14 protein-coding genes are annotated in these 14,986 nt (G+C 42.4%); 5 read left to right on the top strand and 9 right to left on the bottom strand.

From position 1 onward, the window contains the following. Window positions 1–227: 227 nt before the first annotated feature. Window positions 228–3,623 (bottom strand): ribonucleoside-triphosphate reductase, adenosylcobalamin-dependent, encoded by a 3,396-nt coding sequence (gene nrdJ, locus LC586_RS21570; protein WP_229486736.1) that lies wholly within the window; start codon window positions 3,621–3,623, stop codon window positions 228–230. Between the two features lie 215 nt (window positions 3,624–3,838). Between nrdJ and LC586_RS21575 the strand changes: the two genes are divergently transcribed. Further along, complete coding sequence (locus tag LC586_RS21575; RefSeq protein ID WP_229486737.1) at window positions 3,839–4,348, top strand: GNAT family N-acetyltransferase; 510 nt, start codon at window positions 3,839–3,841, stop codon at window positions 4,346–4,348. A 123-nt stretch (window positions 4,349–4,471) separates the two neighbouring features. Continuing rightward, a complete protein-coding gene (locus tag LC586_RS21580; protein WP_229486738.1) occupies window positions 4,472–5,101 on the top strand; it encodes a Uma2 family endonuclease in 630 nt (209 codons plus the stop codon). A gap of 125 nt (window positions 5,102–5,226) precedes the next feature. Here LC586_RS21580 and LC586_RS21585 read toward each other — a convergent pair whose 3' ends face one another. The 3 genes from LC586_RS21585 to LC586_RS21595 all read right to left on the bottom strand — a co-directional run bounded on the left by LC586_RS21585 (window position 5,227) and on the right by LC586_RS21595 (window position 7,227). Beyond that, window positions 5,227–6,630: an AtzE family amidohydrolase gene (locus LC586_RS21585; RefSeq protein ID WP_229486739.1), complete on the bottom strand. Its 1,404-nt coding sequence runs from the start codon at window positions 6,628–6,630 to the stop codon at window positions 5,227–5,229. Then, window positions 6,627–6,815 (bottom strand): DUF4089 domain-containing protein, encoded by a 189-nt coding sequence (locus LC586_RS21590; protein WP_229486740.1) that lies wholly within the window; start codon window positions 6,813–6,815, stop codon window positions 6,627–6,629. Before LC586_RS21590 ends, LC586_RS21585 begins: the two co-directional genes overlap by 4 nt. A 61-nt stretch (window positions 6,816–6,876) precedes the next feature. Next, entirely contained in the window at window positions 6,877–7,227 is a 351-nt protein-coding gene (locus tag LC586_RS21595; RefSeq protein ID WP_229486741.1) for a DUF952 domain-containing protein, read from the bottom strand. A gap of 16 nt (window positions 7,228–7,243) precedes the next feature. Here LC586_RS21595 and LC586_RS21600 point away from each other — a divergent pair, with 16 nt between their 5' ends. The 3 genes from LC586_RS21600 (at window position 7,244) to LC586_RS21610 (ending at window position 10,858) form a co-directional block, all read left to right on the top strand. Further along, window positions 7,244–7,531, top strand: coding sequence for a glutaredoxin family protein (locus LC586_RS21600; protein ID WP_229486742.1), 288 nt, complete (start codon window positions 7,244–7,246; stop codon window positions 7,529–7,531). Window positions 7,532–7,584: 53 nt separating this feature from the next. Further along, on the top strand, window positions 7,585–9,084 hold the full coding sequence (locus LC586_RS21605; RefSeq protein WP_229486743.1) for a UDP-N-acetylmuramoyl-L-alanyl-D-glutamate--2,6-diaminopimelate ligase: 1,500 nt from the start codon (window positions 7,585–7,587) through the stop codon (window positions 9,082–9,084). A 268-nt stretch (window positions 9,085–9,352) separates the two neighbouring features. Beyond that, complete coding sequence (locus LC586_RS21610; protein ID WP_229486744.1) at window positions 9,353–10,858, top strand: DICT sensory domain-containing protein; 1,506 nt, start codon at window positions 9,353–9,355, stop codon at window positions 10,856–10,858. Window positions 10,859–11,416: 558 nt separating this feature from the next. Here the strand turns inward: LC586_RS21610 and LC586_RS21615 are convergent. The 5 genes from LC586_RS21615 to LC586_RS21635 all read right to left on the bottom strand — a co-directional run bounded on the left by LC586_RS21615 (window position 11,417) and on the right by LC586_RS21635 (window position 14,964). Next, window positions 11,417–12,877: a sensor histidine kinase gene (locus tag LC586_RS21615; RefSeq protein ID WP_229486745.1), complete on the bottom strand. Its 1,461-nt coding sequence runs from the start codon at window positions 12,875–12,877 to the stop codon at window positions 11,417–11,419. Between the two features lie 162 nt (window positions 12,878–13,039). Next, window positions 13,040–13,204 (bottom strand): histidine kinase dimerization/phospho-acceptor domain-containing protein, encoded by a 165-nt coding sequence (locus LC586_RS21620; protein ID WP_229486746.1) that lies wholly within the window; start codon window positions 13,202–13,204, stop codon window positions 13,040–13,042. Next, window positions 13,149–13,304 (bottom strand): Rieske 2Fe-2S domain-containing protein, encoded by a 156-nt coding sequence (locus LC586_RS21625; RefSeq protein WP_229486747.1) that lies wholly within the window; start codon window positions 13,302–13,304, stop codon window positions 13,149–13,151. Before LC586_RS21625 ends, LC586_RS21620 begins: the two co-directional genes overlap by 56 nt. A gap of 579 nt (window positions 13,305–13,883) precedes the next feature. Beyond that, window positions 13,884–14,171 (bottom strand): hypothetical protein, encoded by a 288-nt coding sequence (locus tag LC586_RS21630; RefSeq protein WP_229486748.1) that lies wholly within the window; start codon window positions 14,169–14,171, stop codon window positions 13,884–13,886. Window positions 14,172–14,853: 682 nt separating this feature from the next. After that, window positions 14,854–14,964 carry an HNH endonuclease gene (locus tag LC586_RS21635; protein WP_229486751.1) on the bottom strand — a complete coding sequence of 37 codons (111 nt, stop codon included), beginning with the start codon at window positions 14,962–14,964 and terminating at the stop codon, window positions 14,854–14,856. Window positions 14,965–14,986 lie beyond the last annotated feature (22 nt).

The following is a 14,986-nucleotide window of genomic DNA, read 5'->3' on the forward strand; positions in this document are numbered from 1 at the left end:
ATCAGTATACCCCAAAAAGGCTTCTTTCCCACTCCCTACTCCCTGTGTATCGCGCCTGCGCTGCGCTTCGCGCACCACGCAAATAATTTCAAAAATCAAAGCGGACTGCTATATGAAGAGGGGAAAAGGAATAATTAAAAAGCAGTGATTTAATATCATATTAAACCACTGCTTTTTATTGTAATAGATAAATAGTCACTACCCTAAGTGATAGTAGTCATTTAGCTTTATGAGCCTGGTTGCTGATCGGGAAACATACACTTATCAGAGTCACAACCACTAGGGCCAGCCTCTGCCATTTCGCCTAAATCGTAGCGGCTTAAGACTGCACAGAAATCATCTGTTTTACGCCGTGCTTTCACCTCTTGATTCAAGCGATCGTATGTTGGTTTATCTATTGGTTCAAATGGCAAACGTGGGAATGATTGCAAATCGTCAAAACGAGCTAAAAGGGCTGCTGAAATGTATCCCTCATCATTCTGAATGGTTTCGTAGATGCGCTGTCCTAAAGGTTCAATTTCATCAGAGCGAAGTTCTAAAGTAGCTGATGTGTTGTGAGTCACATACCAACGTTGAACCTGGAGGACAAAATCAAATTGGGCTAAAACTGAAAACTTAGAAACATCAATTTCATCAGCCCCTGGTAAATCAGCCCAAGATACAGAAACAGGAATTTCTACTAACCATTCACTCACCCGTGAATCAAAGGGATCGTTGAGCAAATTGCCCTGTTCATCTTTATCTGATTGAGAGGGAATGATGTTGTAACCATAGTCAATACAAGCTAAGGCTACTGGGTCATTTTTGCCGAAGGTGATGCGGCGAATAAATCTTTGCGCTTTCGGGGGATGCCATCCTGAACTAGCATTAGTTAATAATGCCTTTGTGCCACTGGGTTGGACTGTGGTACAGCGATTTGGACGTTTGAGATTGTGGCGATCGCAGTAATTCCAAACTACCCGATGTACAATATCTCTCCAGGAACTTAGATATTTTTCTTCCTCACGCTTGAAAGCTAACCCTTGTGCAGTTGCGGGTCTTCCTTGTTCCCACCAGCGCAGCCAATCAACACCAAAAGCATGGACAAAGAAATCAAATAAACCTGTAAAAGAAACTCCCACAATCGGGTCTAATTCACGGCTGTATTGATAGCGTGGTTCCAGGAATTTGTGATTTAAAAGTGCTGCTACAGATAGCGCCCCAGCAGTGAAAGCCTCCTCTTGTTCTTTGTAGTTATGTGGGTCGATTTGATTGAGGTGAACCTCAGACAAATTACAGTGGAAATTAGAGCCGATAATTTCACCGCAATTGTGAGTAATGCAACCGTTGGCAATGAATGAGTGAGTTAGTGGAACATGAAGATCATAGACAGGTTCTTCACCAAACTCTTCAATACTGTGAACTTTGGAAGTAAACCATCGGTTGATAATAGTTTCACTATAAGTCCTTGCTAGTTTCTTTGTTGCAAGTTGCTCTAGACGTTGCTGTTTTTCAGGTACAAGAGGAAAACCAACTAATTTATAGAAGTTTCTGACTCCCTCTCCTGAGTAAACTATCAGTCGCCAACTTCCTCTATTTTGACTAATCTTTTCCGTTCCATCTTTCAAGATGTAAGATACACCTTTTTCTCCTGGGTTTTGTTTAAGTTTTAGACTGCTTTTGATTCCCAGGTTTAGCAACAATAACTGAACTTGCCGCAGGAAATCTTTAGAAAGGTTACGAAGTTCTACATGTCTTGCCTTAAAACTAACGCAACCATCAGCAGAAAATAAACCTTGTAGAAAGCCAATGATGACTTCTTTAGATTGATTTAGAAAGCTATCTGGTAAACAGTTCTTTGACTGAATGCCTAGTTTTTCCAAGAATGAATTCATTAAAGATGAACCACTATGAAAGGTATATACCCCTTTCACCAAACTAGGTTTATGGTTATAGCCTGTTAGAGATTCGACAGCTTGGCTTAGGACAGGAAAAACTGTTGGGTATTCCTTTTGATTGATGTAGAATACTGCATCTAAACTTCTATATCCTTTGTAGATTGAACCATCACCATATAACCAGCCCAGCATTTGAGCTTGTTCAATAGTGATTGTACCTTTACCGAAACTTCCTTCTCCTTTTTGAATATAGATACTATGCTCTGAGGTTAAGTCCTTGGTTGCTACCCATCCGTGATTAGTAAAGTGTTTATGGTCAGCAGTACATCTCATCTGTAACCCATTTTCTAAGGTTACTGTACAAGTTGTTTGTACACCAGTAGAAAACGCGATCGCATCAGTCAACTTGACTCCATCTAATCCTACTGAGCGCAAATCCACCAAGGTTCTGAATGGCTTACCAATTAAATCTTTTATTGGTACTAACCCTTGATCAGTTGATACTAATGTATCGCCCGAATGACAAGGATTTAGCCCGTAGCGGTGCAAACGATGTTCTAGCTCATTAGCATCAAGGTTGGGATAGCGTTCCTGTAACCACTGTTTTGCTGTTCCTTGGTTATAAGCTTTCAAAAAATCAACTTTTAATGCTTGTGTTGGTAACAAATCACAATTAGCTCTAGCGACAGCTTCACCACCCCATTGAATCGCTCCCTCTCCGCTATAATATTGTTTACGGACAGCATCAATACATTCTTCTAATGAGGGTTTGTGGTGAAAGACCCTGCTATGGTTTGCCATTCTTAGAGCATCACGCTCTGGATCAATTCGCCAGTTGCCACTTTCATCTTGCTGCCATAAATTATCTTTGGCAGTGGCTGCTAGGCGATCGCCAGAATCAAACTGACGCATCCCCGCGCTTCTTCGGATATTACCTGCAACAATTGTTACAGCACCTTGATCGATTAACAGACAGCATTCAACTGAATTTAATTGTCGTCCTACAGCTTTATTCAGGATAGATGCACAACGCTGATAAAGTCCGGGCAATTTTACAGGATTAGCAACTCCTCCAAAGCCGTTGAGAGTTTCTCCTGCTTTTCGGACATCACTGATATCAACTAATACTTCAACTTCTGCTGAAAATTGTTCATCAGTGGAGAGTTCTAATAGGGCTTGATATGATTCAACCCAACCTTCACGGCTATCTCCAACGTGAATAGTGACGTTGTTGCCTTCTATATGAGTTTCAGTATATTCACGTCGCTGTTGCACAGGAGTGCTGCCAATTTCACCTTGTACAGTGACATTCAGTTGATTACGGATGGGGGGTAACTGGTTAATAAATTGTGGTTCTACGACGGCTCCAGTACCACAGCCCATCATTGCCAAATCCATCATTAATCCGAAGGCATTCCAGTCTTGGAGATTGGTGGAGGTGCAATTATAAGCCCCGGAAAAATTCTTTGGCTTGGTTATCCAGTCTGTACCACCAACCCATAGCCAGCGCCCACTGGGCATAGCTTTCAAGTTGCGCTGCATCTTATCCAGTATGACAGCTTCTTCTTGAGTTAGCTTTCCCAACTCGACTAAGCCGAGTAGAGTGCGATCGCATACTTCATCCCATGTTTCCCTTAGTCCCGCCAATGTCTTGCGGCTATAGGTTCTAAAAAATACGGGATTAGCAGCCGGTGCAGTTTCGGGAAACTTTGCACTCTGGCGTTTTCTTTCGAGTTCTCGAACCATATATCAAGTGTCTTGCGTTCTTGTTGCGTGCGGACAGATTATGACTATACGCCAAGTAGTTCGAGTATTAAAGATTGTCAAATTGTCCACTTTACGCTAGCTATAGGCCGTACTATTTGCAACATAAATTTATGATGTATAATATCCTTCAACCCTGGGTATGATCTTAATATAGAGTTTTAATTAGCACATATAAAATCATAAGTACTTTTAGAATGATTAATATCCGTTGTGAAACTCTGCCAGACTACACAGTAATAGCTGAGGTGAATACATTAGCCTTTGGGCAGGAAAATGAGGCTAAACTTGTAGAGGAAATTCGCCGTTCTGACCGCTATATTCCAGAACTTTCTCTAGTTGCAGAGGTTGAAAATGTTGTAGTCGGTCATATTTTATTTAGCTACATTGATTTAGTGGGTGAAAAAACACTACAGGTACTAGGTTTAGCACCTTTGGCAGTTCATCCACAGTTTCAAAGACAAGGTATTGGTAGCGCACTTACTAAAGCAGGCTTAGAAATAGCAGAGGCAAAGAAAGAAGCCATAGTGATTGTCCTTGGTCATCCCCACTTCTATACTCGTTTTGGCTTTCAGCCTTCTGTTGTTTATGAAATCGAGTCTCCTTTTGCAGTACCAGAGGATGTCTTCATGGTTAAACCACTGCAAAGCTATCAAAAAAACTATAAAGGGAAAGTTGTTTATCCCTCAACTTTTCATGGGGTGTAGTATTATCTCCCACGAATTAAGAATTAGGAAGTTGAAAAAATGCTCTTCTGCCTGCATTACTTGTGTCATCTCCAGCAAAAGAATTAGAATAACCTTGAGCTTTCAATTTCTAAAGTTTGAGCTATGTTTGCATTAGTCTCGCTTGAAAAAATTCAGCTACCTGTGGGAGCAGTTGTGCGGTTGCTTGCGACCTGGCAAGATTATCAGAGTTTGTGTCAGCAACGAGGTGGCAATTCAATTCCACGCATAAAATACCAAGATGGAGAAGTCTTACTCATGTCTCCTCTTCCCAAACATGGACGTGATGCCCATTTAATCGCAAATATCATTACAGTTCTGCTGGATTATGTTGGACGTGAGTACGATGCTTTTACTCCTGTGACAATGGAATTACCAGAGGAGAGTGGAATCGAACCAGACTATTGTTTTTACATTGACCATTGGGAAGCCGTATCTGGTAAGGAACGAATTGACTGGAGTGTTGATCCTCCTCCTGATTTAGTGCTGGAAATTGATGTAACAAGTTATTCTGAGGTGAATGATTACCTCCCTTATCAAGTTCCAGAAGTCTGGCTATACCGCAAAAAACAACTGTGTATTTATCAGTTACAAGGTACAGAATATCTTGCTCAAACTCAAAGCCAATATTTCCCAGATATAAACCTCCAGGATATAGTTGCTAGGTGCTTTGAAGTTGCCTACGATCGCAATACCAGTGCCGCAATTCGTGAACTCAAACAGCGCTTAGGTTGAATTCACTTCTTTTTACATATTGCGCTTGCGTTTTTGCTAGTGTATCACGCGACTTGTTTTAATTTTCCTCGTTAGCTACAAGGGAATCAGAGCAAGCAGTATTTTTGCAAAAATGGCTCGCTTCATTAGCAATTGAAAATCACTGGTGCTGAAACTACACCCTTTGCCTCTAACGTAGCCGCAACCCGTAAAATTAACGCTTCATTATATGGTGCTGCTATCAATTGCACACCCAAAGGTAAAGCATTTAAACGCTGAATTGGTACTGATAAAACTGGTAAACCAATAAAAGATAATGGTTGAGTAAATAATCCCAAATGAGGACGGACAAGAATTTCTTCACCATCCAAAATCATAGTTTGTTGACCAATTAGCGGTGCGGAGATTGGTGTAGTTGGGGCAAGAATCACATCGACATTTTGAAAGACTTCCCGAACGCGATCGCGATACCATTTTCTAAAGCGTTGTGCTTGCAGATACCAGTTACTAGGAATTAACGCCCCAGCTAAAAAGCGATCGCGTGTTGCTGAATCAAAATCTTGAGGACGACATCGCAATTGATCTAAATGCAGATTTGCGCCCTCGCTAGCTGTAATCACAAACGCCGCAGCACGGGCGCGGTGTGCTTCTGGTATGGTTACGTATTCAGTGACTTCTATTGCATCAGCTACCTTTTGGACTGCTGCTAAAGCTTCCGGTTCTGCGCCTTTAGTGAAATAATCAGCTGCGATGCCTACGGCGGGCTTCGCCAACGCAATTCTGATATCAGAAATATCTTGCTTGAGTTGTGGTAAACATAATTCAGGCGGATGCTTTGTACAAATTGGATCGCGATCGTCTTCTCCCTGAAGGACATCAAACACCGTAGCGATATCCTGCACCGAACGCGCAAAAGGGCCAATGTGGTCAAAACTGCTAGAAAATAAAGCTACGCCAGCACGAGATAACCTTCCGTAAGTCGGCTTCAAACCAAAAACGCCACACAACGCCGCCGGAACGCGAATTGAACCATTAGTATCAGAACCCAATGTCAACGGTACTAACCCAGCAGCAACAGCCGCCGCCGAACCACCCGATGAACCACCAGCAACTCGCTGTAAATCATGGGGGTTGTGAGTAGCACCGTAATGAGAGTTTTCCGTCACAAACCCATAAGCGTACTCATCCATATTTAAAGCGCCAACCAGCACAGCACCCGCTTGTTTCAGCTTCGCTACTGCTGTTGCATCTTGGCTAGCTGCTGGATTTTCTGCATTGATTTTCGACCCCGCTAAAGTCGTTAAACCAGCAATATCGAAGAGATTTTTCACCGCAAAAGGTACACCAGCAAGCGTTCCAGGATGATTACCTTGGGCAATTTCCCTGTCAATGCGGGCTGCATCCGTTAAAGCTATCTCAGCAGTCACAGCCGTAAAACAATTGAGTTGATTATCCCGCGCTGCAATTCGTGCTAACGCAGCCTTGGTAACTTCCACCGCGCTAACTTTGCCTTCACGCACAGTAGCAGCTATCGATACAGCATCATTCATGGTTCAAAAACTGGTGCAACTTCAATATCCTCCGCTAGAGGAAAAGAATTTACAAGATTAGCGATCGCACTAATTCTCTCAAAATTTGCCACCACCCCATCTCGATACTCATCTCTTATCTCTAAATCCAACAATAACGCCATTTGATCAACATACTCACCCACATTAAACCCTTCTCTTCTCATCTCTCCTCCTCTGTGCCCTCTGCGCCTCTGCGGTAGCCTGCGGCAAGCCGAAGCGTCTACGTTATTCTAAACTTATAACCTCTTTCGGCAACACAAAAAATCCATCCTCCCCCGCCTCAAAATCAACCACCTGAAACACAGCATCAATATTTAACTCACCATAAATATGAGGAAATAAATTATCTCCCTCCGCAGCTTCATAACGAATTTCAGCTTTAACTTGTTCAGAATCAATGCAAAGAATTACCAAACCCTTTTGATTGACAAAAAAACGATTCGCAACCCAGATTACTTGCGCTGCTGTCGAACAGTGGATAAATCCTTCCAAGTCTAACGTATCACCGCGATAGGTTCGGAGGATTTTTGCTTGTTCCCATTGTTCGCTTTTGGTGATATGTAAAATAGTGTTCATGGTAATTAATTAACAAATGCGATTAATTTTATACAGTAAACCCGGCTGTCATTTATGTGAAGGCTTGCAAGAAAAGCTAGAACAAATCCAAAATCTCAGTTTCGAGTTGGAAATTAGGGATATTACGACTCGTGAAGATTGGTTCGGTGCGTATGAGTATGAGGTGCCGGTACTTTATTTATCGAACCACAGAGGCGCAGAGGGCACAGAGGGAGAAATTATAGAAGCACCATTGCCGCGTCCTTCTCCTCGTGCTAGTGTGCAACAGTTGGAGCAAATGTTGCGTAAGTATTTAGCCAATTAGAAAAAAATAATGCAGAATAAGCGCAAGATCAAGAAGGTGACGAGGTTCACAAAATGAAATTGCGGGAATTACTAACGGCGGTAGACAGTGTTGAACAATTGCCTAGCCATCCGATGGAGGATGTGGAAGTTAGGGGTTTGAAGACGAATTCCCATGCTTGTAGTGCGGGAGATTTGTTTATTGGGATGCCAGGAAGGCGGGTTGATGGTGGGGAATTTTGGCAAAGTGCGATCGCATCGGGGGCTGTAGCTGCGATCGTCTCTCCCGAAGCTGCACAAAAAAATCCTCCCACAAATGAGGCTGTGGTCATTAGTGCAAGTAACATAACTCAAGCTTGTGCCCAGATAGCTAGTGCTTTTTACGGTTATCCAGGGCGAAAACTCAAGCTGGTAGGTGTGACTGGTACAAATGGCAAAACCACAACTACTCATCTGATTGAATTTCTGCTCATTAAAGCTAATCTAGCTACAGCTTTGATGGGAACTCTCTACACTCGTTGGGCAGGTTTTGAGCAAACTGCTACCCACACTACGCCCTTTGCAGTGGAACTGCAACAGCAGCTAGCAGAGGCTGTAAAGGCTGGTAGTGAGTTCGGGGTGATGGAAGTAAGTTCTCACGCTTTGGCCCAAGGTAGAGTCTTGGGTTGTGAATTTGAGGTGGCAGTGTTCAGTAATCTTACTCAAGACCATCTCGATTATCACACCGATATGGAAGATTACTTTGCCGCCAAAGCATTGTTATTTAGCCCTGATTATCTCAAGGGACGGGCAATAATTAATGCTGATGATTCTTACGGGAAGCGGTTAATTGCCTTGTTAGATTCTGAGCGCGTTTGGAGTTACAGTGTCAACGACAACAGCGCTGATTTATGGATGAGTGATTTAAGTTACCAGCCGAATGGTGTCAGTGGTACATTACATACACCAAAAGGTGACGTAGCTTTTCGATCGCCCCTAGTCGGACAATATAATTTAGAAAATCTTCTCGCAGCCGTAGGAGCAGTTTTACACTTAGGGCTAGATTTGCAGTTAGTGGCATCTGTGATACCTGAGTTCCCAGGAGTTCCCGGACGGATGGAACGGGTACAGATTAGCCCTGACCAAGATATTAGCGTGATTGTGGATTATGCCCACACACCCGATAGTTTAGAAAATCTGCTGAAAGCTGCACGCCCGTTTATACCTGGTAAGGTGATTTGCGTGTTTGGTTGTGGAGGCGATCGCGATCGCACTAAGCGTCCAAAAATGGGTAAAATTGCTGCTGAATTAGCTGATGTTGCAGTGGTGACATCAGATAATCCCCGGACTGAAGACCCAGAACGGATTTTGCAAGATATTTTAGCGGGAATTCCTGACACAGTACAGCCAACTGTAATTTGCGATCGGGCTACTGCAATTCGTACCGCTATTTTACAAGCACAACCCGGTGATGGAGTGTTACTTGCTGGTAAAGGTCATGAAGACTACCAAATTCTCGGCACCGAAAAAATCCATTTTGATGACCGAGAACACGCACGCGACGCTTTACACCAAAAACTGAACATACAACCTTAATTTGGGCATGGGGCATTGGGCATTGGGCATTGGGCATTGGTTAATAATTAATACTTATTCTTCCCCTGCTCCCCCTGCTCCCCCTGCTCCCCCTGCTCCCTCATCTCCCATCCCCCATTCCCCACTCCCCACTCCCCACTCCCCACTCCCTTGTAGAGTTTTTTATAGTTAATGTTTATTTCCGTGGGAATTTTGTAAAAAATGCACACATAAAGGTGAAAATCGAAGACAGAGTTATTTCTTGCTTCATTCAAGTTGTGCTTGACTCATGAATGTTTCTCTGGCTAAGGATCTGTCTGTTTATCAACTAATTATGGGAGTGCAAGCGCCTCCTAAACCATTGTCCCTCAGTCCTGCTACTCTGCTATCACTGGTGAGAGCGCAAATTGACTTACTAATTGAGCAGCAAATTGCAGCCACTTTATGGGTGAAGCTACCACCAGAAAAAATTTGGCAATCAGAACTAGCGCGTTATCAATCCTCGGTAGGTGCGTCTAGTCTCATTTATACTTGCCAGATTGACGAGAGTGAAAAAGGGGGAGATGGGGGAGCAGGGGAAGATGAGGGAGCTGGCGTTGCAGGGGAAGAAAATACCCCCTTATCTTCCTCATCTCCCTCATCTCCCTCATCTTCCTCATCTTCTTCATCCCCCTCATTCCCTCATCATGTCCCCGTTCACCTATCACCAGATAGCCAAATGCGACGGGAAAACTTTCTGATGGTGTTATCGCCCCAGTTTTGCAGTTTAATTTTGGCTCATCGACCACTTAAAAAACACAAAAATAAGACATCGGGGAAGGTAAATACTAATAAAAACCAGCCGTTACTAATTATAAATAGTCTTGAAGGGAGAGTAATTCAGCAAGTATTAGATGGTATCGAACAAGCGATTACGCCAGAATCATCCCCAATTCCTGTTGATTTTACTTGTCCAACTGCGCCTCAAGGCGTACTGATGAATCAACTGTTTGCAAAACAACTCCTGCGACAAGATGAAATTAATCGTCAAATCATCAAAGTACGCACTACCAAGTTGCACCAGCAAAATCAAGAACTGCAAAACAAAGAGCAACTCAAAGATGAATACTTAAAAAATGTGTGTCAGGAATTGCGTACACCCTTGACGCACATGAAGACAGCACTTTCGTTATTGAATTCCCCTAATCTTAAACCCCCCCAGCGACAACGTTATTTACAGATGTTAAATACCCAGTGCGATCAGCAAAATTCCCTGATTACTGGTTTGTTGGAACTGGTGCAACTGGAACGTAATTTAGAAGGAACAGCTTTAGAGTCGGTGCGGCTCTCAGATATTGTACCTGGAGTAGTTAGTACCTACCAACCTCTAGCCCAAGAAAAAGGGATTATGCTAGCCTACACCGTACCCACTGAACTTCCATCTATTTGGTGTGTGAGTGGTGGGCTGAGGCAGATTGTGATTAATCTGCTGCACAACAGCATTAAGTTTACTCCTAATGGGGGTGAAGTATGGGTGCGTGCCCGAATTCAAGGCGATTATGTCCAATTAGAATTCCGCGACACAGGTATCGGTATTGCCGAAAGCGAGATTTCCAAAATCTTTGACCGATTTTATCGTGTGCGTACAGCAGCCAATGAAGATTATGGTGGTGCTGGGTTGGGGTTAACAATTGTACAGCAATTGCTGGTGCGCTCTGGCGGTTCTATTTCTGTGAAAAGTAAATTATATGAAGGTTCCACTTTTACAGTGCAACTGCCAAGCGTTGGCGATACCCCAAAAGCGATCGCAATATAAAATGAGTGATGAGTTACGTTACAATTATCCCCTGAGTTAACTTTATGGTGCTATAGCAATCCTATTTGAGTTATAAAAATTTTAGTCATTAGTCATTACTACTAATGACTAATAACTAGATTTCCCCACGGAAATTCAAGAAAATTAGCGATCGCAGAAGCGTGCCGGAAAGACTTACGATGAGTTAAGCTTACAAATAATTGATGTGTCGCAAACATTATTTGAATTGGTATCACTAAAATTATGAAATAGATGTAAACCCAAAAAAGCAAGTATCTCTAAGTTTTTTAATTGCGTTAGCGTAGCGTTAGCGAGTCCGCGTTCGCTTTTAGCGTCTCGTAGAGAGCGTCATTGCGAATTGCGATTTGTGAATTGGTATAAGTCCTAATATTTGATAAAAAGACCTCTCCCTGGCTTTACTACGTAAAACCTGTCCCTCTCCGACTCGGAGAGGGACAGACTTGAACTAAAGTTCAAGGCAGGGAGAGGTTTATTGAACTCAGGTTAATTTAGAGTGAATATTTATAATTTTGAAAAATAGTTAATGAATCTTCACTCCTAAGTTTTAGCTCCTAATTTATGTTTATTGCTAACTTCTAAGGGGAGGAAAATCGTCAAAACTTCCCCATAGTGTGGACGCTGGCGCACAATGAGTTTGCCGCCGATCGCTTGAAATAAATGCTTGGTTGCGGCGATATTCAAACTAATCGTACCCGTTTCTGGTTGGAACATCAGCAATTGACCTAGAGCTTTGCGAATTGGTGGCGTTGCAGGTATGGCGGTTTTACTTGAATCTTTGCACCCAAATTGGGGCGATAATTGTAACTTAAGTTGATCTCCCGCCGGGATAACTTGTACTTGAATATGGCTACCAGCAGGTAAGCTGCGAGTGAAATTCTCTATCAAACCGGTAAGTACCTGATCCAGCATCATGGGATTACTTACCACAGTTGGTAGTTGCTGGGGTAAAACAACATTTAAAGTTAAGTTCCGCCGATGCGCTGCTTGTTCCCAACGGGGAATGCTCTGCTGCAACACTTGATCTAAAGACATCGGCGTGAGTTGAGTTTTTGGCGATTTTGCTGAGGTAGTAGTTTCCAATTCCGCTGCCTTAAACAGCAACTCCATGCGGTCAATTTGTTCGGTACATTCGTGATCGATAATTTTTAAACGATTGATCACGCTAGCATCTAAGTCTCGCCGCTTCAGCAGCAGGCGAGTCATGGTGCGAATAGTTGTTAAAGGTGTGCGGACTTCGTGAGCGAAAGCTTGGAGCAATTCTACATCAGGATTTGGGGATTGGGCTTTGGGGATTGGACATGGGTTATTTTCTTTGTCTTCCTTGTCTCCAGTCCCTATTAAAGAGTCCTTAGTCTCTTCTGCTTCTGTTAATTCCTGAAGCAACAACTGGCTAAACTCAATTATGATGCGGCAATCTGGCGCTACCGGAGAATAGTGTTGTACTAATGTATCCAGGCGGGCAAAAAATTCTGGATTAGCCAGCATTACCCTTGCTCCTAGCGATCGCCAAGCCTGTTGTACTACCTCTGGCTCAAAAGAAAATGAAAAGGTTTTTTTACCGTTTTTGTGGGTTGCTAAAACCAGTACTAATCTAAATTTATCTGTAAAAACCAAGCAAAACTGTTCTGCACCTAGTGGATCGGCAGGTAATAGCGGAAGTACCGATTCATGGGGAGCGATTTCTTCATTTACAGACGCGATTGCACCTGGCATCTGAAATGGCATCAGCGCCAAGGGGTTAAATGGTTTTGCCGTAAAGGTTACTGTTTGTAAGCTTTGAGTTAGTTTTGGCTGACTAAATAAGGGTGCTGGTGCAGCTAAAACTAATCCTTGGGTTGTGTCAACTGAAGCACCTGCTAAAGTATTTAATAGCAAATGTTCTGTCGCTGCGAGGCTGACACGCCACTGCCGCTCTGCTTTAGCAGGTGAACATTCAGCCACACTTGATTGATTTTCAGCCAAGATTTCGCTCAGACTTGGCAATATCCATTTGTACACAGGCTTTCACCCCTTAATTCAAGAGCGACTAACAGCGTCTAGGGTAGAAATTTCACTACTACTTAAGAGGTTATAGCTATTTGTGTACTGATGACAGTGGTAGAACCGAACAATTCAGGCGCAATTCCCCCTATAAGTGCGATCGCACTTATGGGTGAAAAACTACTCGCGCTGATTTTTACCGATAGGCATTGCGATCGCAGAAAGCTTAATTAACAGCAGCAGCTGTTGAATGTAATCATCAGTATACTGGAGGTTGCCGTAGATGAAACTAACTGGGTTGTTGATTTCGTGAGCAAGGACATCGGATACAGTTGTTTTCCACACGACCTAAAGAGAGTGCCGCACCGCGATGAAGACATTGGTCTAGAAATACTACAACATTTCCAACAGAATTGCGGTACACGACAAATTCCTGGTTTAGCATTGTGATACGTTTGGGCTTATACCATTTCTTTGTGAGGCTGCGCCAAACCCTTTTAACTTCTTTCTTTGTGTCCTTCTCTACGAGACGCTACGCGAATGCCTCCTTTACGGTAGCCTGCGGCAAGCCGCTTGGCATCTACGTTTTTCTTTCTTGTACTTATGGTTTAGTGCATCTTCATACAGAATTGGTATTACTAGTTACAGCAAAGCTGAATTCGCAGGTGTACCAGAAGTTTTTTAACATACTCTTCCCTTAACTATTAAATTTATCAATACCACTTTAAGTAAAAGCCAAAAATATCCACTTACTAATTAAGGAAAAAGCGTTTTAAACTAACTTGAAAAAGCCAGTTTAAAACGCCTTAAACTACTGGAAAGATCGAAAATTAGTTAGTGATAAATAATTGTTGTGTTAGTTGCTAAAAGAACCAGCAGTTTTCACCAAGCAGTTAACAGAGGAGTACAGTCGTGCTAACTACTAAACACTTTTGAATCAATTTATTACTCAAGTTTGTCAAGAAAACTACTAGATTTCCATAGATAGCAACTAAAAGCTTGTAATTTATATGAGTAGTGTTTTTTAGCCACCTAAAGCGTTGAATACTGTATTACCTGTAGCTCCTAATACTCCTCCTGACTTTTGCCCTATCTGACCTTGCCCAGTTACTGCCTCACGTTCAATCGCAGTCAGTGTCTGTCCTGCTGCTCCTGCAAGGGATTGGGTAGCACCAAACGTTGCTTCTAAATCGTTAACTGTGCTGCCGCCAACAATTGAGCTTTGTTGTGTCTCGTTCAACTCCTCAAATAAGGTTGCAGAAATATCTCCATTTACTATTGACATTCCTAAATCTAACATTTGAATACCCATCAGTTCAACTCTTAATTTTATAAGTTACACAAGCAATTATACAGTTTATGTCATGTGATGTTATACATATTTGGAAATATCCTACTTTTCTTACTTTTCCTACTTTTTTTCGATAAATTCATGTCGTATAAATAGCAATTAAGTAATTTTATTTAGGCTATAGCTTAGAAATAAAAAACTTCTTACCTCTTGTATCCTTTTAGTATTGGCTATTTTTTCATAACAGAATAATTGAGGATTTATACAAAACATCCTACTAAACCTACTTTTCCCACTAATACTAATTATTGTTGTAACTAAATATACAATCATTACATTAGATGAAAAAATATTGAGTGTAATGACTACCTCTGCTATTAAACCAACTCCCCATCCACAGCTGCGTTGGCGTAGCCCGCGCTTCTCTACCAGACGCTGCGCGTAGCTTGCTTAAGAGGAGGGGTACGACTTGCCTCTGTGTTAGGGTCGAGGTGTGCATTACTGCATCACCCCTCCCATCCGAAACCGTGCTTGCGACTTTCACCGCACACGGCTACTCAGTGTGTTATCTATTTGTCATTGTCAGACTTCCTACCTTTGTGACCTATATAACTGGGAATGTCATCAATCCATTCCCAGACATACTCATCCCAGAATTGGGATAATTTGCCCAGGAATTTGGAATGATTTATTTTTCTAATTTCTAATAGTCATTAAAGGTTTTTTCATCATGGCAGTGTCGATGTAATAGTTGAAGGTTGTTGTATTCATCCTTGCCGCCTAATGCTCTGGGGATTATGTGGTCTTCCTCCATTACATCCCATTCTTGGAAACGT

This window comes from Nostoc favosum CHAB5714, from assembly GCF_020829495.1.
GTDB classification, from domain to species: domain Bacteria; phylum Cyanobacteriota; class Cyanobacteriia; order Cyanobacteriales; family Nostocaceae; genus Nostoc; species Nostoc favosum.